The sequence below is a fragment of the Streptomyces sp. FIT100 genome, assembly GCF_024584805.1.
Taxonomy (GTDB): Bacteria; Actinomycetota; Actinomycetes; order Streptomycetales; family Streptomycetaceae; genus Streptomyces.
This window is the reverse complement of sequence record NZ_CP075715.1, coordinates 6,451,635-6,475,763: the sequence shown is the minus strand read 5'-3', so window position 1 is coordinate 6,475,763 and position 24,129 is coordinate 6,451,635. Positions and strand designations below refer to the sequence as shown.

At 70.2% G+C, this 24,129-nt stretch carries 14 protein-coding genes; 8 read left to right on the top strand and 6 right to left on the bottom strand.

From position 1 onward, the window contains the following. Positions 1–21: 21 nt before the first annotated feature. On the bottom strand, positions 22–474 hold the full coding sequence (locus tag KK483_RS29055; protein WP_262008175.1) for a hypothetical protein: 453 nt from the start codon (positions 472–474) through the stop codon (positions 22–24). Beyond that, on the bottom strand, positions 474–8,150 hold the full coding sequence (locus tag KK483_RS29050; protein ID WP_262008174.1) for a ricin-type beta-trefoil lectin domain protein: 7,677 nt from the start codon (positions 8,148–8,150) through the stop codon (positions 474–476). Before KK483_RS29050 ends, KK483_RS29055 begins: the two co-directional genes overlap by 1 nt. A gap of 719 nt (positions 8,151–8,869) precedes the next feature. Here KK483_RS29050 and KK483_RS29045 point away from each other — a divergent pair. Together KK483_RS29045 and KK483_RS29040 are read left to right on the top strand one after the other, a co-directional pair. After that, entirely contained in the window at positions 8,870–12,151 is a 3,282-nt protein-coding gene (locus tag KK483_RS29045) for a DNRLRE domain-containing protein (RefSeq protein ID WP_262008172.1), read from the top strand. A 639-nt stretch (positions 12,152–12,790) separates the two neighbouring features. Next, the gene (locus KK483_RS29040) at positions 12,791–13,492 is read left to right on the top strand and encodes an MgtC/SapB family protein (RefSeq protein ID WP_262008171.1); all 702 of its coding nucleotides are present in this window, start codon (positions 12,791–12,793) and stop codon (positions 13,490–13,492) included. A gap of 279 nt (positions 13,493–13,771) precedes the next feature. On the opposite strand, the gene KK483_RS29035 is transcribed toward KK483_RS29040, so the two are convergent. Both KK483_RS29035 and KK483_RS29030 read right to left on the bottom strand, forming a co-directional pair. Then, the gene (locus tag KK483_RS29035; protein ID WP_262008170.1) at positions 13,772–14,896 is read right to left on the bottom strand and encodes a sensor histidine kinase KdpD; all 1,125 of its coding nucleotides are present in this window, start codon (positions 14,894–14,896) and stop codon (positions 13,772–13,774) included. Between the two features lie 5 nt (positions 14,897–14,901). Continuing rightward, entirely contained in the window at positions 14,902–15,762 is an 861-nt protein-coding gene (locus KK483_RS29030) for a response regulator transcription factor (protein ID WP_262008169.1), read from the bottom strand. A 127-nt stretch (positions 15,763–15,889) separates the two neighbouring features. Between KK483_RS29030 and KK483_RS29025 the strand changes: the two genes are divergently transcribed. After that, the gene (locus KK483_RS29025; RefSeq protein ID WP_262008168.1) at positions 15,890–16,282 is read left to right on the top strand and encodes a VOC family protein; all 393 of its coding nucleotides are present in this window, start codon (positions 15,890–15,892) and stop codon (positions 16,280–16,282) included. Here the strand turns inward: KK483_RS29025 and KK483_RS29020 are convergent. Both KK483_RS29020 and KK483_RS29015 read right to left on the bottom strand, forming a co-directional pair. Further along, entirely contained in the window at positions 16,222–16,953 is a 732-nt protein-coding gene (locus KK483_RS29020; RefSeq protein WP_262008167.1) for an AraC family transcriptional regulator, read from the bottom strand. The two genes, KK483_RS29025 and KK483_RS29020, sit on opposite strands and share 61 nt — an antisense overlap. 282 nt (positions 16,954–17,235) lie before the next feature. Continuing rightward, complete coding sequence (locus tag KK483_RS29015) at positions 17,236–18,375, bottom strand: YihY/virulence factor BrkB family protein (RefSeq protein ID WP_262008166.1); 1,140 nt, start codon at positions 18,373–18,375, stop codon at positions 17,236–17,238. 17 nt (positions 18,376–18,392) lie between these two features. Between KK483_RS29015 and KK483_RS29010 the strand changes: the two genes are divergently transcribed. From KK483_RS29010 to KK483_RS35380, 5 genes are all read left to right on the top strand, one after another. Next, positions 18,393–20,036, top strand: coding sequence for an acyl-CoA dehydrogenase family protein (locus KK483_RS29010; protein ID WP_262008165.1), 1,644 nt, complete (start codon positions 18,393–18,395; stop codon positions 20,034–20,036). A 265-nt stretch (positions 20,037–20,301) separates the two neighbouring features. Next, positions 20,302–21,585, top strand: coding sequence for a helix-turn-helix domain-containing protein (locus tag KK483_RS29005; protein ID WP_262008164.1), 1,284 nt, complete (start codon positions 20,302–20,304; stop codon positions 21,583–21,585). 133 nt (positions 21,586–21,718) lie between these two features. Continuing rightward, positions 21,719–23,101, top strand: coding sequence for an FAD-binding oxidoreductase (locus KK483_RS29000; protein ID WP_262008163.1), 1,383 nt, complete (start codon positions 21,719–21,721; stop codon positions 23,099–23,101). A gap of 121 nt (positions 23,102–23,222) precedes the next feature. Next, positions 23,223–23,789, top strand: coding sequence for a GNAT family N-acetyltransferase (locus KK483_RS28995; protein WP_262008162.1), 567 nt, complete (start codon positions 23,223–23,225; stop codon positions 23,787–23,789). A gap of 156 nt (positions 23,790–23,945) precedes the next feature. After that, positions 23,946–24,029 (top strand): putative leader peptide, encoded by an 84-nt coding sequence (locus KK483_RS35380; RefSeq protein ID WP_313879519.1) that lies wholly within the window; start codon positions 23,946–23,948, stop codon positions 24,027–24,029. Positions 24,030–24,129: the final 100 nt, after the last annotated feature.

The following is a 24,129-nucleotide window of genomic DNA, read 5'->3' as shown; positions in this document are numbered from 1 at the left end:
ACGCTCCAGGCCCGGGGGGCCTCAGTACGCACGGGTCGAATGCACGACGCCATCGACCGGCCGGTATGTCTCCGCCTCCTCGCGGTTGAGGCTCACGAGTGGGCTGGGAAGCGTGAACGGGGTCGGAAGCACGAACTCTGCCCACAGAACACGCCCCGCGATCACATAGCTCTCGATCGAGTCCGGTTCGATCAGAAAAACCCACTTCTTCCCGATCGGCCCGATGCGGGATTCCAAAGTGGCGCGTTCCGCAGCGTCCGCAGCCCGGAGATGAACAGGACCGATGTCCTTCCAGCAGGAAATCCGCTGGACGCCGACGAAGTACAGGTCAAGGACCTTGCCCTCGCCGCGCTCCACTACAAGATCGTCGAACGGCGGGAAACCACGCAGGACCGCATGCGAGTGACTGTGTCGGTAATCGATCAGGCTGAAGCTTCGATCGTCGGAGAAGCCGAGGTCCGAGGGAACTGCCATCACTTCACCTTCCCGTACGCGCCCAACCGCCTGTTCCAGCGGTAGAAGTCGACCTGGCCCATCAGGCCCGCTTTGTCGATCTCCACGAGCTCCCACTGGGTGGCCATCGCTCCTCCCTTGGATTTCATGGCCTCCCTGGCGAGCTTGAGAGCCTTGGCTGGACCCTGGGTTCCCCCGGGAAGGCCGTCAAGCAGGAACGAAATGTTGCCCTCACCCCGGCCAAGCCGGTTGATAGCGCCCTGCACGTCACCCTGCCAGTCGGTGGAATTCATGAAATGACGGGCTTGAATCGCGTCCGCGAAGTCCTCGACACTGGCCGTTCCGTCCTTCATCTCCCGCCCCAGGGCCACATGGTCCTTGGGGCCGATGAAGTCGTCGCAGTTGTGGATGAGTACCGGCGTGGTCCCTGTCAGCACATAGTACGTGTGCAGGTCACTGACGGTGAGGTTGTGGACGGTGGTGGCGGTCTTGCTGGTCCAGCGTTGGAGTGCGGTGATCTGGGCGTAGGTGCCGGTGCCGGTCTGGAGCCATTGGCCGGTCCTGAGGTCGGTGGCGTCGAGCCATTTGCCGACCTCGGGGACCCAGAAGGGGTGCTTGTCGGTGGCGGTGACGGACGCCGTCTTCGTGCCCTTGGCGCCGTCCGTGTCGATGGTGACCTTGACGAAGTGCTTGAAGCCCTTGCTCTTGCGCTCCGCCGTGACGGTTTCGACGCTGGTTTCGCCGGTTTCGGGGTCGGTGGCGAGGACCTTGTCGCCGTTCTTGACGTCCTTGATGGGCTTGGTGGTGCCGTCGGCCATCAGGACCAGCGTGCCGGGGACGAAGCTGCTGGGGCAGGTGCCCGACGGCTTGGAGTCGGGCTCCGGCTCTGCCGCCTTCTTCGCCGGCGGCTTGCTCGCCGCCTCCTTCTTCGCGATCGGCTTGGACGCCTGTCTGGCTTGGTTCTTGGCTTGCTTCTGGGCCTGGTTTCCGGTCTTCTTCGCGGCCGCCTTGGCCGCTCTGGTCGCCGCCTGTTCCGCTCGCTTCTTCAACTGTGCGGCGCGGGCTGCGGCCTTCTTCTTCGCTTCTGCCGCCTTGCGGGCCAGTTCGGCTGCCTTGCGGGCCAGGGCGAGGACCTTGCGGGCCTGTTCCTTGGCCTTCATCAGGGCGCCGATGGCCTTGGCTATGCGGTAGGCGGCGGCGATGACGCCCGCGACCTTGAAGAGCTTGGTCCAGGGGATCGCGTTGGCGAAGAGGCTGCCGCAGGCCCACAGGTCACCCCGGGAGAAGCAGCCGACGACGTCGTTCCAGCCGACGAACTCCTTCAGCGCCGCCCAGCCGATGCTCAGGATGACGCTGGAGATCGAGGTGTTCAGCGTCGCGTTGGCCGCGGCGATCTCACCGTTGGACGGGCCGCCGAACTCCATGCCCGGGTTCTCCGAGGCCATACCCGTCGGGTCGGCGTAGGTGACCGGGTTGTTCTCGCAGTAGACGTAGCCGCTCTTCTGGACCGGGTCGTTCAGGTCCAGTACCGGGTCGGCCGAGATGAACCGGCCGAGCGCCGGGTCGTACTCACGCGCGCCCAGGTGGACCAGGCCGCTGCCGGTGTCCTGGTCGCCGCCGATGTATCCGCGGTGCGAGCGCCAGCTGTTGGTCTCGCTGCGCTTGACGCCGAAGGGGTCGGTCTTGGAGAACTGCGGCTTGTTGCCGGCCGCGAGCGTCACGTTGAGATAGGCGGTGCCGTTCTGGTCGGTGATCTGTGCGCTCAGGTTCGGCGCGCTGTTGCCGAGGACGTGGCGCATCACGGTCGGTGCGCCGGGCTGGGCGTAGTAGCGCTCGGTGTAGGAGTGGGTGGCGTTGACGGTCATGGAGACGGTGGTGTCGCCCAGGTAGAGCGTGCGTTCGCTGCCGTTGAGGGCGAGGAGGCGTTCGCCGCCCGGCCCGTAGATGTAGGTGGTCTCCTTCGCGGGGGTCCATGACTGGGCGGTGCCGTTGGTGTCGCAGGTGTAGAGCTGCAGGTCGGTGCCGTCGGCGGAGTTGGCGGCCGGCACGTCCAGGCATTTGCCCGAGGCGATGTGCTTGAGCTTGTGCCCCGCCTCGATGGTCTGCCACTTCTGGTTCTCCGCGCCGGTGCACGCGGCGATCACGATCAGCGTGCCGTTGGCGGTCCCACCGTCCTTCGGCATGGCGCACATGCCGAGGATTTTCAGCGAACCCGTCGTCGGATCCGTGCTCGATGCCGCGTCGATACGGAAGTTCTGCGCCTTGCTGCTGTTGCAGGAGTACAGCTGGATCGCCGTCCCAGGCGTCGTGGAGGCCCCGCCCAGGTCCAGGCACTTCCCGGCCAGGCCGTTCCACGGCCCCGTACCGTTCTCGCCGAAGCCGGTGACCTTCTCGACCTTGCCGTCCCACGTCCAGGTCAGCGCCTGCTCATCCCCACCGAACGTCCGCGACGTCGTGTTGCCCGACTCGTCGTACTCGAACGCGGCGTCCTCGATGATCTCCGCACCCGCATCCGAGGTATAGGTGGAAGACAGACTCGTCAGCGTGTGCGGCTTACCGTTCTCCCCGTACGTGTACGTCGTGGTGGCATCCTTCGCCACATCGAACGCGGGGTCGTGCTTGACCAGTTCCTTACGGTTACCGACCTCGTCGTAGCTGTAGGACTGCCAGTAGCCGTTGCTGCTCGCGGTCACGTTCTTCGTGCCGTCCGCGTACGCCGGCTCCGCCGTCGCCTTACCCGCCGCCTTGCACGAGGCACCCGGCGCGGTCCACGCCTCCGTCAGCTGACCCAGATGGTCATAGGTGAAGCACTGCCGGTCCGTGACCGAATTCGAGGTGTCCGCGATCGACGTGACATTGCCCGCCGGATCGTAGGCGTACTTGCGGGAGTTGACCCGGCGGTCGGGCACCACTGTCGTGTCCGTGATCGACTCGCGGTCGACGATGGACTCGGTCAGCTCACCGGTGCGCTCGTCGAACAGGTTCGTCGTCCACACCCGGTTCGGATGCTCACCCGTCGCCGTGCGCAGCACCTCACCGTAGGCGCTGTAGGTGGTTTCCGCCGTGTACCAGTCCAGACCCGACGTGGAGACGGGCAGCCCGTCCTGGTTGTAGCGGGTGATCACCTTCTCCGCCGCCAACGCACCGGCCTTCGGCAGCGTCACCGAACGCGGCTGGCCCATCTTCGTGTAGTCGTAGCTGTAGGTGTAGCTGGGCTCCAGGCCCCACAGCACCGCCGTCGTCGACGGCAACGTCAGCGTCTTACCCGTCGGCTTGTAATCCGCCGTATATCCGGTCACCGAAGTCGTGTACGCGAGGTTGTCGGTGTAGCGGGTCGCCGACACCGGCAGACCCTTGCCCCCGCTGAGCGAGTCGTACGTGAACTCCGTCAGCTTCGTCCCGCTCGACGAGCCGAGCCGCTGCGCAGTCGGCCGCGACAAAGCGTCGTAACCGCTCCACACCGTCAAAGGCTGGCCGTTGACCGTCTTCGTCGTGGTGACCGGCCGGTTCAGCGTGTCGTACGTCGTCGAGGACGTCCCCGCGTCCGGGTCGGTCGCCGAGACGAGGCGGCCACGCGCGTCGTACTCCCAGGTCCACGTCGCAGAGGCCGCCGCGGCAGTCGTCTTGTGCTCGGTTGCCCGGACCTTGTCACCACGCGCGTCATACCCGTACTTCGTCGTACGAGCCACCGTGCGGGTCGGATCCGTGAACGTGTCCACCTGCACAATCCGACCCAGCGCATCAGTCCAACTCCGCTGGGTCGCCGCACCCGTCGGCTCCACGGCGACGGAGTAGTCGAAGCCGTACTCGTACTTGCTCGCCTTCTCCGGCCGCTCCGTACCCGCCTCGTACGGCGTCTCCTGCAACAGCCGTCCCGCGCCGTCATACTTGTACAGCGTCGCATTGGGCACATTGAAGTCGGACTCGACCTCATACATGACCTTCTGCGGATCACCCGTGGCGTAGTACGCGTTGTTGGTCCGCTCAATCGTCCCGTTCGCGCTGTACTTGATATCCGTGATCAGCCGGCCCTCACCGACCGCCGGATCCTGCCGCTGCCGCTCACGCCCCAGACCGTCGTAGAAGACGGTCGACGTGTCGTACCCGCCGTCCTCACGCAACGCCCGGGTCACCACCGACACCGGCTCACCCGCCGTGGTGTTGTACTCGAACTCCACCGACGGCGGCTCACTCGCCGGCTGGTTGATGTTCCAACCCTTCGTCGCCCGCCCCAACGCGTCATACGCATACACCGTCGTACGGCCGTTGGCGTCCGTCTCCTTCAACGTCGTCCCACGACCCGGCTCAATCTCCGTCGTCGAGGAATGCAACAACGCATTCATCGTCGTGATCGCATGAACCTGACCGGTCGGCGGATCATAGGCAGTGGTGTCCGCCTTGCCCTCGGCATTCGTCGTACGCGTCGGACGGCCGTAGCTGTCGTACTCGACCGTGCCCGCCTGCGTCCAGCCACCACCCGAACCGCTGACATCCCACGTCGTCGTCGCCAGACCCACACTCGGCACGGCACCGAACGCACCCGCGTCATACGCAACCCGCGAACCCGAAATCCAGTCCGCCCCAGTCGCCGACGCCGCATCCGCACACGTCCCAGCCGTCGTCAAAGTCTCCTTCGACAGACCGATCAGGTGCTTGGCGGTGTTGTGGACATACGACATCACCGAACAGGTCTCATCACCCGTCTTGTCGGTGTCGCCCTGCGATTCGACCTTCACCGGCAGACCGTAGGTGTCCTCGTGCTCGGTCGAGGTCCTGATCGTGCGCCACGTCCGGGTGTCCCCGGGCAGCGTCCCGGAGGCACGGGTGACCGAAATGCTGTGGTCGGCCAGCACTCGGAAAGCCTGGAGCGCGGGTATGCCGCCGTGCCTCGTCCGGGTGGCCAGCACCTGGTGGGTGGGGTAGTCCACCGACCGCGTCAGCAGATCCCCGCCGTTACGGTTGTAGGTGAGGGTCTCGCCCACCCGGCCCTGGTAGGCCAGCTTGTCCACGGCGATGGTCGCGCCCGTGCTGTCCTTCAGCTCGACGGAGCGCTTGCCGCCGCCCGGCAGTGGGTCGCCGTCCATGCCCCGGAAGTACCGGGTCTCACTCATCGACCGCTGCGTGCCCTCGTACGTGTCCGTGCGGTCGGCACCCGAGATCGTCCGCACCAACTCGTAACCGCGCCACTGGTCATAGGTACGGGTCTTCTTCTTCGAGAACTCGGCCTGGTTCAGACCCCACGCACCACCACCCACGTACTCGTACGACGTCGTGGTCGGCGGGATGCCGGTGATGCCGGCCAGTTCCTGGACATTGTCGACGACGTACTTGTGGAACCAGTCGATCGACTCGTCGGCCTTGTCCGGGTCCGGGTGCCAGTACGCCGGGAAGCACCGCCCGGTGTTCTCCTCGGGCTTGGGGAAACCGGAACCGGTCGCACACGCGCCGACCGGCGCGGCGTAGTCGACCAGCGTCTCGCCGCCGTATTCGTTGACGACGCGCTCGATGCGCAGGCGGTCGAAGACCGGATTCGGGTCGCCCGACCCCTCCTTGACCCGGTTCGGCATCGACGCGGTGTTCGCGACGAACTGCACGGGGCGGAGGGCGATGACCTCACCCGCCGGGTCGAAGCCGGTGCGGCTGATCGACTCCAGCCACAGCGCCACGCCCTCGTCGGTCCGGTCCGCCGGCAGCGCTTGCTGAAGCGTCCAGGAGTCCACCTTCGACAGCGCCGTCGAACCCTCGGTGCGCTGGGCCAGCGTGGTCACCGACGCGAGCCGCTTGCGCGACCAGAACGTCGGCACCGGGACGTAGCACTCCTTGCCGGACGCACCGGAGCAGTACAGGTCGGCCGGGGTGTCGTACCAGATCCGGTTCTTGGCGAAGTCACCGGAAGCGAAGTTCGCATCCGTGCAGGCAATGCCGTCCTCCGCGTAGCAGCGCTCGTCCACGGCGAACGACACACGGGCAACCGGGGGCGCGGAGAAGAGCGTCGACTCGCGCTGGCCGTAGTCGATCTGGGTCAGATAGCCACCGCGGTCGTACTTCACCGGCGACTTGAACTTCAGGTTCTGGGCGAAGTGGTTGGTCTCCTTCTCCCACCACAACGACATCGCATTGCCCTGCGGATCCACGACGTAGTCGAGGTTCCACCGCCACGCCTGCTTGCAGAAGGAGTCCGCGAAGGCGGTGGCGCGGCAGGGCTCACCGGAGTGGTTGCCGGCGACCGGAACGGACAGCACCGAGTCGGTGACCGGGTCGTCGGCAGCGGCGCCGTTGTCACTCCAACCGGGCAGCTTGTGCCGACCGAAGTGGTACTGCATACCGTCACGCGTAGTGACCCGCCAGTACTCCCCGTCCGCGTCCCCGTTACCCAGACCCGTGTCCTTGACCAGCTCCACACGCGAACCGTCACCGTTCGCGGTCACCCACTGGTCCGACTCCGCCTCCGCGCCGTCCGGCAGGACCAGCTCGGTCGTCGTACCACCCAGCGTCATCGTCGCGTTGTACGAACCCCAACACAGATCACCCGTCTTGCGATTCTCGTTGTTCGCAGACCCCTCACGGTCATCCCGACACGACTTGTACGTACGCGTGATGGACCCCGCGTTGTACTCCCAACCATCACCGATCCACGACGGCTGATTGTTCGAGGCAGACGTACGACCGTCCACCACCTGCGAGTTGTAACCGAACCCCACACTCGGCGCCGGACCACCAGGCACCTGCGGCACCTGCATCGCATACGAGTACGAGAACCCGCCCGAACTGCTCCCGGCCGTCCACGAACCCGCACTCACCAACGGCGTCGCCGAAAAATCACCCTTCGAACCACCACCCGACGACTGCGCCACGAACACCGACGAACCCGACTCGGCCGCAGCCGCCGTCAGCGCCGTCGCAGCAACCGCCGTAGCAGAAGCCCTCGCCCCCGACGGCCGGTACAGCGCGTCATCGACCGTGCCCATGCCGCCCTTCGCGGCAGCCGGCGACGCACCACCCGCACCCGGATCCGTCAGCGAGGCGACATCAACCGTCGCCTCGATACGACGCTCACCATCCAGCACACCATCGCCGGGATCATCGCCGCTCTTGGCCTCCACGACATTCTGCGTGTCGACCTCGGTCGGCTCGTCGCACCCCTCCACATCCGGCGTGGTCAGGAAACACTGCGGATACTGCACCAACTGAAGCCGGTCCGCCCAGTTGGCGCCATACAGCTCGGCGAACTCCGTGTAGTCCACCGCCACCACGGCCTTGCCCGTGGCCGTCGCGGGCGGAGTCACCGTGAAGACCAGACCCTCGATCTCCGTATCCGCCAACTCGGACTGGTCCGCCAGCGCGACCTGCCAGTCACCCTCCAGCGCCGCCGTCTCCTCGGGCGTCGCCGTCCCCGGCGCACCGACCCCGACCGGCAACGTGCCGACCGGGACCGTCTCCCCCGCGGTCAACCCCGTCACCGTCTCGACTGCCGCGGCACCAACCGGAGCAGCCGTCTTCGTCGGCTCGTAGTCGACGACCGGCGGCACCTCGTGCGTGGTCATCTCGGCGAGCGAGCCGCCGTTCTCGCCGGGGGCCACGTCGGCCTCGGGCAGGTCGACGAGGTCCACACCGAGCCGGGTGCCGTCCGGCGGCGGCACCGCGTACGCGCCCGGCATCAGGCTCACCGTCAGGGCCACAGCCACCCCGGTGATCACACCGGCGCGCGCCTTACGGCGTCTGCGCCGCGCGGCCTCCGTGCCGGGAAGAAAACCCCGGCCGCTCCAAGAAAGCGATCCCCACACGACGGCCGAAGCCCCCCACCCAGTCGAACCGAAAACGGCACACACCGAATCTGCAAAAACGCAGCATCAAGTGAACCTTGACGAGCCGAATGCTCGGTCATGAATTCACGCGCAGTCAAACGTTCACCGTGCCATGTGACCTTGATCACCGGCCATTCGGTGTCGAGCACTTTCAAGAAATGCCAATTGCCCCAGCGTGGCGATCAAGATGCCTTTGGATATCAACAACATCCAATTCGGGCACGACGGACAAGCTCGGCAGACTCATCACCAATTGATCGTCAACTTCTGCCGCTTGGCCACTCCTTGCACCATTTTGAGATCGGCAGCACGGGTGCGCGAAGTGACGGTTCGACGCGGCCCTGGGTCACGTCACCAAGGCCCGGGATCCCGACGTCCGCCCCTCACGGAATGACCATGTGTGTGGCTGCCACGTGAACCATCGGCCATGCTCTGCGTCGACCCGCCCTGCCGAATTCCGTCGGTCAGCCGATGGCACGCAGGAACAGGGTTGGGGGACAGCGGTAGGTCACGGCTTTGCCATGCCCGGAAATAGACGCGTTGCGGAAGAGAAACGGCAACGTGGAATTAACCGGCTGTTGGCTTGCCGTTCAGGGAGGGAATTCAGGACCGTGGAAGGTCTTCGTCTCATCCGGGCTCTGCCCCGGCGCACCACGGCAGGGGTGGCGGCTCTTGTCGCGGCCGCGCTCGGGGCCACCTTGCTCATCCCGCAGTGGGTGGGCGACGGTGCCGCGGATCGCGCCCCGGCCAAGGCCGCTGGGCCGGTCGGTGAGAACGCCGCGCAGGCCGAGGCCGTCCGCACCGGCAAGCGGGTCGAGGTCACATCGCTGCGCAGCGCCACCTCCACCACGTACGCCCTGCCGGACCGCAGCTTCCAGCTGACGGCCCACGCAGCGCCGGTCCGCGCCAAGGTGAACGGCGCGTGGAAGCCGATCGACACCACGCTCGTGCGCACCGACCAGGGCTGGGCGCCGAAGGCGGCGGCCGATCCGGTCGTCTTCTCCGACGGCAACGGCAGTACACACAAGGGCCACTTGGCCGGGAACGGTGCGAAGAGCACGGCCGAGCACGCCGCCTTCACGGTCGGCGGCGACTCCACGTCCTCGTACCGGTTCGAAACCGTCGCCGACGAGGCCACCGAGTACACCGACCTGGTCACCTTCACCAGTGAGGGCCACGAGATCACCATGGGGTGGCCCGGCGAGCTCCCCGAACCCGTCATCGACGGAGCGAGCGCGCTCTACCGCAACGTGTTCAACGGCGTGGACCTCATGCTCACCGCCCGCGACAGCGGCTTCGGCCATGTCCTCATCGTGCACACCCCCGAGGCCGCCGCCAACCCCGAACTCGACCGGATCTCCTACCGGTTGACCTCGCCGGACCTCACCTTCCACCTCGACCCGGTGACCAAGGCCGTCAGCGCCAAGGACACCAAGGGCCAGGAGATCGCCGGATCACCCACCCCCTTCATGTGGGACTCCGCCGGCAAACCCGCCGTCACCGAGGGCACCGACCCGCAACCAGGTCAGTCGAGCGCTCCCGCCACCTCCGGCGCGCCTTCGAACTCCGCGGAGCCCGCCGCGGCGAAGCCGTCCGCCGCGGGCGCCCCCGGCGCGGGGGCCTTCGCCCTGCCGCATCTGTCCGGCCCCGAACCGGGCACCCACCGGGCCGTCGGCAACGCCGCGATGACGGGCCAGGGAGGCCGGTCGGCCGTCCTCACCATCGTCCCCGACGAGAAACTGCTCGCCGCTCGGGACACCGTCTGGCCGGCCTTCATCGACCCGTCCGTCTACGGCAAGACGAAGAACTGGACCACCACCTACGCGAAGCACCCCGACTCCAGCTTCTACGACGGCGCCAACTACAACACCGGCACCACCGAGGCCCGCGTCGGCTACGAGTCCACCACCGGCGGACTCTCCCGCTCCTTCTTCCGCCTCGGCTGGTCCACCGCCTTCAAGGGCGCCACCGTCAGCTCCGCGACCATCCAGCTCCTGGAGACCTACTCCTGGTCCTGCGAGCCGCGTGAGGTCCAGCTGTGGCACACCGACGGAATCTCCTCCGGCACGACCTGGAACAAGCAGCCGGCGTGGAAGACGGAGCTCGGCAAGAAGTCCTTCGCCCACGGCTACAACTCCTCCTGCCCCGACGCCTACGTCACCTACGACGGCAAGGCCATCGCCCAGGACGCGGCGGACGCCGGCTGGACGAACTTCACGATCGGTCTGCGGGCCAGCACCGAGAACTCCTCGTACTCCTGGAAGAAGTTCAAGGCCGAGGGCGAGTCCGCTCCGAAGATCACCATCGTCTACAACCGCAAGCCGGCCGAGCCCACCCAGCTCCACATGACGCCCGGCCCGGACTGCGACACCACCGCCCCCTACGCGGCCGTCGGCAAGAGCGACCTCGTCTTCGACGCCAAGAGCAGCGACCCCGACGGGGACCTGAAGTACCTCGACTTCGAGGTCTGGCAGTCCGGCAGCACCGCGAGGGTCCATGACGGCAATGTCGCCGTGGACTCCACCGGCAAGGCGTCCGTCTCCCTCGACGGAGCCGACGGCACCGAGACCAAGTTCGTCAACGGAAAGACGTACTTCTGGCGCGTACGAGCCCTCGACAACAGCGGGGCAGCCTCCACGTACGCCCCGGCGGGCACGGTCGACTGCGGTTTCGTGTACGACTCGACCGCGCCGAACTCGCCCGACGTGAGCTCCACCGTCTTCCCGATGGCCGACGACGAGCAGCAGCCGTGGAGCACCGTCCCGTTCGGCACCGGAGGCGACTTCAAGATCACTCCGGCCGCGACCGGGGACGGCACGGTCAGGTTCGTCTACTCGTTCAACTTCGAGAGCTACCACCTGGGCGCCACCGTCGCCGACGCCGCGGACGGTGTGCCGCTCTCACCGCCGTACGCCGGGCCCAACATCCTCTACGTGAAGTCGGTCGACGCGGCCGGCAACATGTCGCCCACGGCCACGAAGTACCTGCACTACGTCAGTCCGCGCGACTCGGGCGACGAGCCGGGCGACGTCAACGGTGACACCTACGACGACATGCTGGCGGTCGACAGCACCGGCAACCTGCGCTCCTACGGCGGCGACAGCCGCGGCGACCTGCACGTCCACACCCCGGCCGCGCACGACGGCGGCAAGCCGCTGGCCGACGGTTTCTGGAAGGGGAGCGACGGTTCGCCGGCGACCCTGATCAGCCACACCGCTGACTGGTACCCGGGCGACGGCATCACCGACATGCTCGCGCGGACGCCGGACGGGAAGCTCTCGCTCTACCCCGGTGACGGTTACGGCAGTTTCGACATCAAGCGGCGGCTGGACGTGCTGCTGCCCGCGAACGCGCCGGATCCGGCGACGCTCACCGAGATCGTCACCACCCAGGACGTCACGGGCGACAAGCTCCCCGATGTCTTCGCCATCGCGGGCGACGACCTGTGGGCGTTCACCGGCTACACCGGAGGCGCGTTCAAGGAGGCACGCCTGCTCCACGACGCGGCATGGGCGGACCGGGACATCCTCACCGTCGCCGACTTCACCGGGGACGGCGTCGCGGACATGCTCTTCCGCGCCGAGTACGTGGACAAGGGACTGCAACTGCGCCACGGCAAGCCGGCCGCGGGCGGCGGTGTCGACCTGAACTCCCTCGCCCTGGCGGGCAACTCGGCCACCGGCAAGGACGAGGTCTACGGAACCGCAGGCTGGGGCAAGGCCAGCATGCCCCTGCTCCGTGGCACCCCGGACGCCACCGGGGACGGCATCCCGGACTTCTGGGCGGTCACCCCGGACGGGAAGCTCTGGTTCTACCCCGGCGGCCGCACCGTTCACGGGACGCGCTACCAGGTCGGTGAGATCGGCTGGACGTCGATGCTCACGCTCGGCTGACGACGCGGCGCCGGGAGGGCGCCGCGGAATCGGCCTCCTGACAGGGCGCGCCGCCACGCACCACGCCGCAAGGCGGGTGCGTAGCGGCGCGCCCTTGTGTCCGAAGGTGCCGCTGCATCCGAAGGTACTGCGTGACGCCGGTCTCGTTACGCTGCGCAAGGGCGGGACGTCCGGCGTCCACGGGGCGGACCACACCCGCCGGCTGGCGGTGCGTGCGGCGGGCGGAGATCCGCCCGGGGCCGATCGCTGAGGGTGGTGACGCGCCCGGCCGGGCAGGCCGCGCGGATGGGCAGAGGTCCTCACGAGCGGGTTTGCTTGCAGGCGGAACAAAAGGCACACTTCTTCGGGTCGGCCCGTCGATTTCTTCCTCACGGGCAACCGGAAAGGGGGCAGCGATGACCGCAGAACCTCCCAGTCCACGCCGCCCCCAGGGCAGCCCCCGGTCTTTCTGATCTTCTGACTCCCCCGGTGTGCCGGGTCGGTCTCCGGCGTACGGCGCTGTGCCGTACCCCTCCGGCCCCTCCGCCCCCGGTTTCGTTCCCCGCACCGGTCCGCACCGCACGTGGACCGTGCCGTCGGCAGGCCCCGCCGCCGCGGCACGATCCTCGGCCGTGCGCGCCACGCGGACGGAGGTACCCCATGAACGCGATCCACTTCACCCTCGGCCTCGGCACCGGCATGCTCTCCGGCGCGCTCATCGGCATCGAGCGCCAGTGGCGCCAGCGCATGGCCGGACTGCGTACGAACACCCTGGTCGCCACGGGTGCCGCACTGTTCGTCCTGCTCTCCGGTTCGTTCGACGACTCCTCGCCCAGCCGGGTCGCCGCGCAGGTCGTCTCCGGCATCGGCTTCCTCGGTGCCGGTGTCATCATGCGCGACGGGCTCAATGTGACGGGCATCAACACCGCGGCGACGCTGTGGTGTTCGGCCGCCGTCGGCTGCCTGGCCGGGGCCGGGAAGCCGTGGGAGGCCCTCGCGGGCGCGGTGGCGATCGTCGCGGTGAACACGGCCCTGCGGTCCGCGACCCGCACCATCGACCGCCGGCCGGGCTCGGGGGACGAGGTGCCGGTGCCGTACTGCGTCGAGGCGGTCGTCTCGGCGGAGCACGAGGCGCATGTCCGCACCCTCCTGATCCAGTCCCTGACCGGCCCGGAGAGCCGACTCCACGCCGTCCAGTCGGCGGAGGCGGACGCGGTGGAGGGCGAGGCCGGGCTGGTGCGGATCCGTGCCGAGATCACGGCGGAGGGCACGGACAGCACGGCCGTGGAGAGCGCGGTGGCCCGCATCAGCATGGAGCCCTCGGTGGCCTCCGCCGCCTGGCGCCAGACGGCGCCGGCCTGAGGCTCCGGCCTGACGGGGCCGGCCTGAGGCTCTGGGCCTGCCGGGGCCCGGCGCCGGCAGGCCGGGCCCCGGCCTGCCGGCGCCGGGCTCCTTCCCCCACCCCGCCCCTTCCCGTAACTGGGGCTCCGCCCCAGACCCCGCTCCTCAAACGCCGGAGGGGCTGGGTTTTCCAGCCCGTTGGGGGCACCTCCCAGGCGAAGCTCTGGGGGAGTTTGAGGACACGGCCGAAGGCCGTACGGGGGCCTGGGGGCTTGCCCCCTGCGGCCTCCGGCCGTGGCGTCAGGCGCCGGGCGGGGCGGCGCTCAGCGGGAGGGTGACCTCGAAGCGGCAACCGCCCGACACGTTCCGCACGTCCGCACGGCCCTCGTGCGCCTCCACGATGCCCCGTACGATCGCCAGCCCCAGCCCCGCCCCCGCCGGGGGCGTCCTCGCCTGGCTGCCCCGCCAACCGGTGTCGAAGACGCGCGGCAGGTCCTCCTCCGGGATCCCCCCGCACCCGTCCGTCACCGACAGCACGACCGAGCCCGCGCGGCGCTCCGCCGCGACCGCGACCGTTCCGTCGGCCGGTGTCCGGCGGATCGCGTTGACGAGCAGATTGGCCAGGACCCTCGTCATCTCCTTGCCGTCCACCTCGACCGGCACCGGCTCGACCCGGTCCCCCACCAGCCGCACCCCGTGCTCGCGCGCGAGCGGGTCGGCGCCCGCGAGGGCCTCGCCGACGAGGTCGTAGACCGACATCCGGGTCGGCGTGAGGGCGAGCGCCCCGGCGTGGATGCGGGAGAGTTCGAAGAGGTCCCCGACCATCTCGTTCAGCCGGTCGACCTCGGTGCGGATCTGCTTGAAGTACCGCTCCGGGTCCTGGACGACGCCGTCCTCCAGCGCCTCCGACATCGCGCGCAGCCCGGCGAGCGGGGTGCGCAGATCGTGCGAGATCCAGGCCACGAGCTCCCGCCGGGAGGTCTCCAGGGCCCGCTCCCGCTCCCGGGACGCGGCCAGCCGGGCGCTGGTGGCTTCGAGCTCCTTGCTCAGCTCGGCGAGCTCGGCCGTGGCCGCGCTGCCGGGCGCGGCGAAGCTGCCGTCCTCGCCGAACGTACGGGCCGCGCGGACCAGTTCGCGGCTGCGCGCGACGACCCAGCGGCCGAGGAGCAGCGCCGTGGCGAGCGACACGATCGCGGCCATCGCGACGACCATGGTGACGACCTGGAGGTCGTGCGAGTTCAGGAACATCGCCTGGGCGACCGCGAGGGTCCCGGCGAGCATGGCGAGGACGGTGACCGCGGCGACGACGGTCAGGGACACGGTGACCGTCCGGTGCCGCAGCAGGCGCAGGACGAAGGCGCCGAGCAGTCCGGCCGCGGCGGCGCCGAGGAACGAGAAGAGTGCGATGAGGAGGAAGTCGCTCATGGCGTTCACGCCCCTTCGGCCGGTGTTGCGTCGTCCGCGCGCACCGGTACGTCGTCGGCGCGTACCGGTGTGCCGTTTCCGCCGTTTCCGCCGTTTCCGCCGGGCCTCCCGTGCCCCCCGTTCCCCCCGTTCCCCCCGTTCCCACCCTCCCGGGCGTGCGCCTCCCCCGCGCCGGATTCCTCGGGGACGTCGAAGCGGTACCCGACCCCCCACACGGTCTGGATCAGCCGCGGCCTGGCCGGATCGTCCTCGATCTTGCCGCGCAGCCGCCGGACATGGACGGTGACCGTCGACAGATCACCGAACTCCCAGCCCCACACCTCGTGCATCAGCCGCTCCCGGCCGATCGCCTGCCCGGGGTGGCGCATCAGATGGGCGAGGAGGTCGAACTCCCGCAGCGTCAGGGCCAGTTCGCGCCCGTCCTTGACGGCGCGGCGGGCGGCCGGGTCCAGCGTGATGCCCGCGCGGCTGACGGCTTCCCCGACGGGCGGCGCGCCCGCCGCGGCCTGGCTGCGGCGCAGCACCGACTCGACGCGCAGCACCAGCTCGCGCGGGCTGAACGGCTTGGTGACGTAGTCGTCCGCGCCGATCTCCAGGCCCAGGATCCGGTCGTCCTCGTCCCCGCGCGCGGTCAGCATGATCACCGGCACCGGGGCCCGGCCGCGCAGTCTGCGGCAGACCTCGAGCCCGTCCATGCCGGGGAGCATCAGGTCCAGGACGACCAGGTCCGGCCACCGCTCCCCCGCCGCCCGCAGCGCCTGCGGGCCGTCGGCCGCGCGGTGCACGGCGAAGCCGGCGCGCTCCAGATAGCCGGTGACGACTTCGGCGACGGTCGGATCGTCGTCGACGACCAGGATGTTCTGCATGCGCCCAGTCTCGTCCGTCCGGGCCTCCGGCGGTGCGCCCGCCCCCTTACGAATCCGTGACGCGGTCCCTTGGCAGGCGTCCGATTCGTACAAGACCACGGGCCGGACGGGTTCCTACGGTGGGGGCATGACTCCACGATTCGACGCCATCGGCCTCGTCGTCGCCGACATGGCCGCCTCGCTCGCCTTCTACCGCCGTCTCGGCCTGGACATCCCCGCGGACGCCGACTCCGCGCCGCACGCCGAGGCGGTGCTGCCGAGCGGACTGCGCGTGCTGTTCGACACGGAGGAGACCGTCAGGTCCTTCGATCCGGGCTGGACCCGGCCCGAGGGCGGTGACCGCATCGGTCTGTGCTTCCTCTGCGACAGCCCGGCCGAGGTGGACAAGGTGTACGAAGAGCTCGTCGCGGCAGGCCATCGCGGCCACCTCAAGCCCTGGGACGCCGTCTGGGGGCAGCGCTACGCGGTCGTGCTCGACCCCGACGGCTCGGGGGTCTCGCTGTTCGCCAACGCGGCATAGGCGCCCAGGGTGAGCCCGGTCAGGTCCCGCATCTCCCGTGCGAGGTGCGCCTGGTCGGTGCAGCCCGCGGCGAGCGCGGCCTCTGCGTAGGGCACTTCGGCCCGTACGAGCCCCAGGGCCCGCTGGAGCCGCAGCACCCGCGCGAGTGTCTTGGGCCCGTACCCGAAGGCGTCCAGGGACCTGCGGTGCAGCTGCCGTGCGCCGAGCCCCACGGCTTCGGCGGTGGCGGCGACGGACCAGCCGCGGTCCAGGGCGGCGGCGACCGCCCTCAGCAGCGGATCGGGCGCCGGTACGTCGGCGGCGTGCCGCAGGGCCTGGGCCTCCAGTTCCGCGACCGGGTCCGGGGTGTCCCCGATGCGCTCGGCCAGCCGCCGGACGCGTCCGGCGGGCCACAGCTCCGCGAGCTCGGCCCGCCGGTCCCTCAGCTCGTGCGCGGGGACCCCGAAGAACGCGGGCGCGTAGCCCGGAGGGAACCGTACGCCCGCGTACCGGGCGCGTGTGCCGGGCGGGGCGTACGCGTGCGTGTCGGGCCCGGCGACGAGCAGCCTCCCGTCGCTCCACAGCAGGTCCATGCAGCCGTCGGGCAGCACGGGCACCACCGGCCCGCCGCCGGACTCGCTGCGGCTCCAGACGACGGCCCCGTCGAGGCGCGAGGCCCGCTCCGCGTACATGTCCCCGAGGCTAGGGCGTGTTGCGAAAGTAGCGTCGTCCGCCCGTAGGGCGGGCGCGGCGGCGTCTGGTGCGTGCGATCGCAAGGCGGAGGAAGGAGAGCGCAGCGGGCTGCGCCGACGACCGACAACGCCGCGAGCGTGCGTGCCAGACGCCGCCGCGCAGACGGGACTTTCGCAACACGCCCTAGCGGCCCCGGCAGGGCCTGGCCGTGTCGTCGAAAGCAGCGCGTGCGCGTCCTCAGGGCGGACGGGACTTTGCGGACGGGACTCTGACGGCACGACCTAGGGGCGCTGCCGGTGGTCCCGGCCCGACTGGAGCCGGGACTTCACATCGTCCGGGGGCAGGAACTTCGACCAGCGCTCGGGGAACTCGGACGGCATGACCCCGCCGTTCTCGCCTTCCTCCCAGTCCTCGCTCTCCCCCTCCGCCAGCCGCGCCCTGGCGACCAGCTCGGCGGCGTGGGCGGCGCGCACGCGCTCGTTGGCGGCGCGGGCGGCGGCCGTGGCGACGGACGGCCAGACACGGTCGATGGCGGCGTTCACGGCGGCGCCGACCAGGACGGCGAACGCGGAGATGCCGATCCACAGCAGTACGGCGATGGGCGCCGCGAGCGATCCGTAGATGGTGGGGCCCTCCACCGTGCTGGTCAGGTAGATCCGCAGCACGAAGCTGCCCAGCACCCACATCGCGAGGGCGACCAGGGCGCCCGGGATGTCCTCGGCCCACGGCGACCTGACCGGCACGGACACGTGGTAGAGCGTGGTGAGGAAGGCGATCGAGAGCAGGATCACCACCGGCCAGTACAGGACGGCGACGACTTCCGTCCCGAAGGGGAGGAACTCGACGACCCGGTCGGGGCCGACCACCGCGAGCGGCAGCACGACCGCGCCGATCAGCAGGGCGATGAGGTAGAGCAGGAAGGCCAGCAGCCGGGTGGCGACGATGCCGCGCTGCCCGTCGAGCCCGTACATCACGGTGATGGTGTCGATGAAGACGTTCACGGCCCGCGACCCCGACCACAGGGCGATCGCGAAGCCGAGGGAGATCACGTCCGGCCTGCCGCCGCGGGTGACGTCCTCCAGCAGGGGCTTGGCGATCTCGTTGACGCCGCGGTCGGAGAGCACGGTGCCGGCCGCGCCGAGGATGTTCTCCTGGATCGAGGCGACGGTGGTGGTGCTGGTCCAGTTGTCGACGTAGCCGAGCAGGCCCAGCATGCCCAGGAGCAGCGGAGGCAGGGACAGCAGCGTGAAGAACGCCGCCTCCGCCGCGAGCCCGAGGATGCGGTACTCGATGCAGGAATTGACGGTGTCCTTCAGCAGCAGCCAGGCCAGCCTCCGCTTGGAGACGTTGCGGTAGAGGACCTGCGCCCGGTGGAGACGGCCGGAGGGGGGCCGCTCGGGTGTTTCGTTTGCTGCCTGCACCTCCTTACCGTATCGGCATGGCGACCAGCACCCACACCGTGACCAACCAGGCTCCGCCCCTGGTGGGGTACGACGTCTTCACGACGGACCGCCCGCTCGCCGAGGCGGTGGAGCGGCATCTCGCGCCCGGGCCGCCGGGGCTCCTCGCCGAGGCCCGGGAGGAGCTGGCGCTGCTCGGCAGAACCGCGGGCTCGGCCCAGGCCCAGCGGTGGGGGGAACAGGCCAACGCCTTTCCGCCGGTGCTGCGCACGCACGACCGGTACGGCAACCGGATCGACGAGGTGGAGTTCCATCCGGCCTGGCACCGGCTCCTGGGCAAGGCGGTCGGCTCGGGGCTGACGAACGCCTGGGGTCGGCCCGGCGGGCATGTGCGGCGCGCCGCGGGGTTCCTGGTCTGGTCGCAGGTGGAGGCCGGGCACGGCTGCCCGGTGTCGATGACGCACGCCGCGGTGCCCGCGCTGCGCACGGACCCGGTGCTCGCCGCCGAGTGGGAGCCCCGGCTCACCTCACGGGTGTACGAGCCGGGCCTGCGGCCGGCCGGCCGGAAGCCGGGGGCCCTGTTCGGGATGGGCATGACGGAGAAGCAGGGCGGCAGCGACGTACGGACGAACACGACCCGCGCGGTGCCGCTGGCGGCGGCCGGGGAGTACGAGCTGACGGGGCACAAGTGGTTCTGCTCGGCGCCGATGTGCGACGGGTTCCTCGTGCTCGCGCAGGCCCCCGGAGGGCTGACCTGCTTCCTCGTGCCCCGGGTGCTCGACGACGGCACGCGCAACGCCTTCGCGATCCAGCGGCTCAAGGACAAGCTGGGCAACCGGTCGAACGCGTCGGGCGAGGTCGAGTTCGGCGGCACATGGGCGCGCCGCGTCGGGAAGGAGGGGCGCGGGATCCGCACCATCATCGGGATGGTGGCGGCCACCCGGCTCGACTGTGTTCTCGGCTCGGCGGCGCTGATGCGGCAGGCGCTGACGCAGGCCGTCCACCACGCCTCGTACCGCAGCGCTTTCGGCGGCCCGCTCGTCGACAAGCCGCTGATGCGCAACGTCCTGGCCGATCTGGCGCTGGAGTCGGAGGCGGCGACGGTCCTCGGGATGCGGCTCGCCGCCGCGTACGACGCGGACGGCGAGGCGGACAGGGCGCTGCTGCGGCTCGCGGTGCCGGCAGCCAAGTACTGGGTCGCCAAGCGGTGCACGCCGATGGTGGCGGAGGCCCTGGAGTGCCTGGGCGGCAACGGCTATGTGGAGGAGTCCGGGATGCCGCGGCTGCTGCGGGAGGCGCCGCTGAACTCGATCTGGGAGGGGTCGGGCAATGTCCAGGCGCTGGATGTGCTGCGCGCGCTCCAGCGCGAGCCGGAGGCGCTGGACGCGTATCTCCAGGAGGTCGGAAGGGCGCGGGGCGCCGACCACCGGCTGGACGGCGCGATCAAGGCGATGCTGACCGAACTGGCCGATCTGGAGACCGTGGAGGTACGGGCGCGGCGGCTGGTCGAGCGGATGGCGCTGGTGCTGCAGGGGGCGCTGCTGGTGCGCTGGGCGCCGCCGCAGGTCGCGGACGCGTTCTGCGCCTCGCGGCTCGGCGGGGACTGGGGGGCGGCGTTCGGGACGCTGCCGTACGGGCTCGATCTGGCGGCGGTGGTGGAACGGGCGCGGGTCGAGGCGTGACGGGCACGGGCCGAGGCATGACGGGCACGGGTCGCGAAAGAGCCGAGGGTGATGCTGCGCCGACACGGCACCACCCTCAGCTCATGTCACCTTCATGCACCGGGCTGTTGTTTGCCAGAGTTGCAGACCGTTGCAGGAGATATGTGAAGCGGTCCTCCCGGGGCGGGCGCGAGCGGCACGATGGGGACGGACGAACGGACCGATGGCACCGGACCGGTACGACCGGCCGGGACGGCATCCGGCACAACGCGCGGCGGGGGTATCGATGAAGAACACAGCTCTCGACATGACACGGCTCGCCACCATGGACGCCGTCGGTGCGAGCCGCCTGCTGCATCAGGTGCGCGCCGCGACGCTCGCCGGCCGCCGGCCCCCCGTCGCGCCCCGCCCGGTCATCGACGCCTCCTGGCAGCGCATGTTCCGGCTCGGTTTCGACCCCGACCGGGACACCAGCAGCGTGCTGCTCCAGCCCGACGAGCTCGAGCACCGGCGGCGGGCCACGGTGCTCGGCGAGGTCATGCGGACCCTCAGCGGTGGGCTGACCGAGATCGCCGACGCCTCGCTCCAGATCGTGGTGGTGACGGACGATCAGGGCCGGGTGCTGTGGCGCGAGGGCAACGCGAGCGTCATGCGCAAGGCCGACGGCATCTGGCTGGAGGAGGGTGCTGCCTGGAACGAGTCCACCACCGGCACCAACGCGATCGGCACCGCCCTCGCCGCGCGCCGGCCCGTCCAGGTCCACTCGGCCGAGCACTTCGTGCAGGCCCTGCACAACTGGACCTGCGCCGCGGCGCCCGTGCACGATCCGCGCGACGGGCAGTTGCTCGGCATCGTCGATGTCAGCGGCCCCGCCTCCAGCTTCCATCCGGCGACGCTCGCGCTGGTCGACTCGGTGGCCCGGCTTGCCGAGGCGGAGCTGCGCGACCGGCGGCTGCGCACCGTCGAGCGGCTGCGGTCGGTGGCGGCGCCGATCCTGTGCCGGCTCGGCGGCCGGGCGCTGGCCGTGGACCCGCACGGGTGGACGGCGGCGGTGACGGGCATGGCGCCGGTGGACCGGCTGCCGCTGCCCAAGTCGTTCCGGGCGGGCCGGGTGTGGCTGCCGTCGCTGGGCATGTGCACCGTCGAGCCGCTGCCCGGCGGCTGGCTGGTACGGCCCGACGAGTCGGCCCCTGCGGAGACGGCGCACCGGATCGTGCTCGACGTCAGCCGGCCGCGCCGCTGGACGGTCGCGGTGTCCGGGCCCGCGGGCAGCTGGACGCAGGAGCTGAGCCCGCGCCACGCCGAGCTGCTGTACGTGCTGGCGCGCCACCCGCAGGGGCGTACGGCGGCGGAGCTGGCGGCGGACGTCTTCGGCGACCCGACCCGGACGGTGACGGTGCGGGCGGAGATGTCCCGGGTGCGGCGCTATCTGTCGGGGGTGCTGGAGCACCGGCCGTACCGCTTCAGCGAGGAGGTCGACGTGGAGGTCGTGCGACCGCCGCATCCGGCGGACCTGTTGCCGCACTCCTCGGCTCCGGCGGTCGCGGAGGCCCGGTCGCACCCCGTCTGAACAGCCCCGGCGAGGCCGCGTTGCGCGGGCGGGGAGCCGATGGAACCCTGAAAGTGATCCACAGTGCGGCCGGCAGGACCGGAGACCGGACGGCCCTGGGTGGTGCCGGGCGTGCGCCCGCCGAGGAGCTCCCATGGACGGCGCGACTCTCGCTGCGCTGGGCGACGCACTGCGCGGCCCGGTGATCGGCCCGCAGGACGCCGGGTACGACGAGGCCCGTGCGATCTACAACGCGATGATCGACCGGCGCCCCGCCGCGTTCGCCCGGTGCGTGGACGCGACGGATGTGATGCGCACGGTGGCCTTCGCCCGCGAGCGGGGTCTGGACCTCGCGGTCCGCGGCGGTGGGCACAGCGGCCCCGGGCTCTGCCTGGCGGACGGCGCGCTCACCCTCGATCTGTCCCTGATGCGCTGGGTGCGCGTCGACCCGGTCACCAGGACCGCCCGGGCCGGGGGCGGCAGTGTGCTCGGCGACCTGGACCATGCGGCCCACGGCTTCGGACTGGGGATTCCGTCGGGCATCAACTCGACGACGGGCGTCGGCGGACTGACCCTCGGCGGCGGCCACGGCTATCTGACCCGCAAGTACGGCCTGACCTCCGACAATCTGCTCGGCGCGGATGTCGTGCTCGCCGACGGCACCTTCGTGACGACGAGCGAGGACGAGCGCCCCGAGCTGTTCTGGGCGCTGCGGGGCGGCGGCGGGAACTTCGGGGTGGTCACCTCGTTCACGTACCGCCTGCACCCGGTGGACACGGTCGGGGTGGGGGTGAGTCTGTGGCCGGTCGAGCGGACCCCCGAGGTGCTGGGGTGGTACCGCGACTTCCTGCCGCGGGCGGCCATGGACGTGTACGGATTCTTCGCCCTGCTCACCGTGCCTCCGGGGCCGCCGTTCCCTGAGGAGATCCACGGGCGGCGGATGTGCGGTGTGCTGTGGTGCTGGACGGGTGACCCGGACCGCACCGACAAGGTGCTCACCGTCGTGGACGAGCCGGCCCCGCCGGCCTTCCACTTCGCGACGCCGATGCCGTACCCGGCGCTCCAGAGCATGTACGACGACCTGTACCCGAAGGGGTACCAGTGGTACTGGCGGGGTGACTTCTTCGACCGGATCGACGACGGCGCGATCGACGTCCATCTCAGGTACGGGCAGAGCCTGCCGACGCCGCTCTCGACGATGCACCTGTACCCGGTCGACGGCGCCGCGCACCAGGTGGGCCGCGACGACACGGCCTGGGACTACCGCGACGCCGTCTGGTCCGGCGTCATCGCCGGTGTCGACCCGGACCCGGCCCGGGCGGACGCGGTCAGGGAGTGGAGCGGCGACTACTGGAGGGCCCTGCACCCGTACTCCATGGGCGGCGCCTATGTGAACTTCATCGGCGAGGGCGAGGGCCAGGACCGGGTCCGGTCCACCTACCGCGGCCACTACGACCGGCTCGCGCAGGTCAAGCGGGCCTACGACCCGGACAACGTCTTCCGCCACAACCAGAACGTGGAGCCCGCGCCTCCCTGAGCACGGTGCGGACCCCTGAGCACGGTGCGGACCCCCGAGCAGGGTCCGAACCCCCCAGCGGGTGCGGACCACGCCGGGAGGCGTTTTGTCCCCGGCGGGAAGGCGTGGTTCCCTGGCCGCCATGAGCATCACTGTGACCACGTGGTCCCTGGAGCAGACCTCGTCGGCCGATCTGCGCCCGGCCGCGGAGCCCTCGGGCGAGGTGCGGATCGTACGGTCCGAGGTGCCGTCGGCCGAGTTCAGCCGCTTCCTCTACACGGCGGTCGGCGGGGACATCCACTGGACCGACCGGCTCGGTCTCACGTACGCGCAGTGGGACGAGGCCGTGAACCGGCCCGGGGTGGAGACCTGGGTGGCGTACGAGAAGGGCACGCCCGCCGGGTACATCGAGCTGGAGGCGCAGGAGGAAGGCGTCGTCGAGATCGTGTACTTCGGGCTGATCCCGGCGTTCCGGGGGCGGCGGATCGGCGGCCACCTGCTGTCGTACGGGACCGCGCGCGCCTGGGACCTCGCGGACCGCTGGCCGGGCAGGCCCCCGACGAAGCGGGTCTGGCTGCACACCTGCTCCAAGGACGGGCCGCACGCGATGGACAACTACCGGAAGCGCGGCTTCACGCTCTTCGACACCAAGGTCGAGGAGGAGCCGGAGGCGGTGGCCCCCGGGCCCTGGCCCGGCGCCCGCGGCTGAACGGCAGGGCTGCCCTCGCGGTGCGCGGCGCGCGCGGCAGGGCCTGCGTGGCGGCGCCGGGTGACCAGCGACACACTGTCTCGCGATCCGGGACAGTGATGTCCAGATGATGGATAGCGGTGGACTGGCTCCAAAGTCCCGTGACACGCTTCCGTCATGTCTCGAGCTGGAATTGCCTTGGTGAGTCGGCGGCACGTCGACCTCGGCCGCATGTCCAGCGCCATCTGTCCGGCGAGCTGATCGAACCAGCTCAGCCGCGATCCCCGAGACAACTCCCGACCTCTGCGTACCTCCGCGCCGCACCATGTCGGCGTGCGCCCGTGCAGGTCAGGGCATCCCT

Bases quoted from the DNA above. Each gene is read 5' to 3' on its own strand.
- KK483_RS29055 (WP_262008175.1), bottom strand. From the start codon at position 474: ATGGCAGTTCCCTCGGACCTCGGCTTCTCCGACGATCGAAGCTTCAGC.
- KK483_RS29040 (WP_262008171.1), top strand. From the start codon at position 12,791: ATGAACGCGATCCACTTCACCCTCGGCCTCGGCACCGGCATGCTCTCC.
- KK483_RS29035 (WP_262008170.1), bottom strand. From the start codon at position 14,896: ATGAGCGACTTCCTCCTCATCGCACTCTTCTCGTTCCTCGGCGCCGCC.
- KK483_RS29030 (WP_262008169.1), bottom strand. From the start codon at position 15,762: ATGCAGAACATCCTGGTCGTCGACGACGATCCGACCGTCGCCGAAGTC.
- KK483_RS29025 (WP_262008168.1), top strand. From the start codon at position 15,890: ATGACTCCACGATTCGACGCCATCGGCCTCGTCGTCGCCGACATGGCC.
- KK483_RS29020 (WP_262008167.1), bottom strand. From the start codon at position 16,953: ATGTACGCGGAGCGGGCCTCGCGCCTCGACGGGGCCGTCGTCTGGAGC.
- KK483_RS29010 (WP_262008165.1), top strand. From the start codon at position 18,393: ATGGCGACCAGCACCCACACCGTGACCAACCAGGCTCCGCCCCTGGTG.
- KK483_RS29005 (WP_262008164.1), top strand. From the start codon at position 20,302: ATGAAGAACACAGCTCTCGACATGACACGGCTCGCCACCATGGACGCC.
- KK483_RS29000 (WP_262008163.1), top strand. From the start codon at position 21,719: ATGGACGGCGCGACTCTCGCTGCGCTGGGCGACGCACTGCGCGGCCCG.
- KK483_RS28995 (WP_262008162.1), top strand. From the start codon at position 23,223: ATGAGCATCACTGTGACCACGTGGTCCCTGGAGCAGACCTCGTCGGCC.
- KK483_RS35380 (WP_313879519.1), top strand. From the start codon at position 23,946: ATGTCTCGAGCTGGAATTGCCTTGGTGAGTCGGCGGCACGTCGACCTC.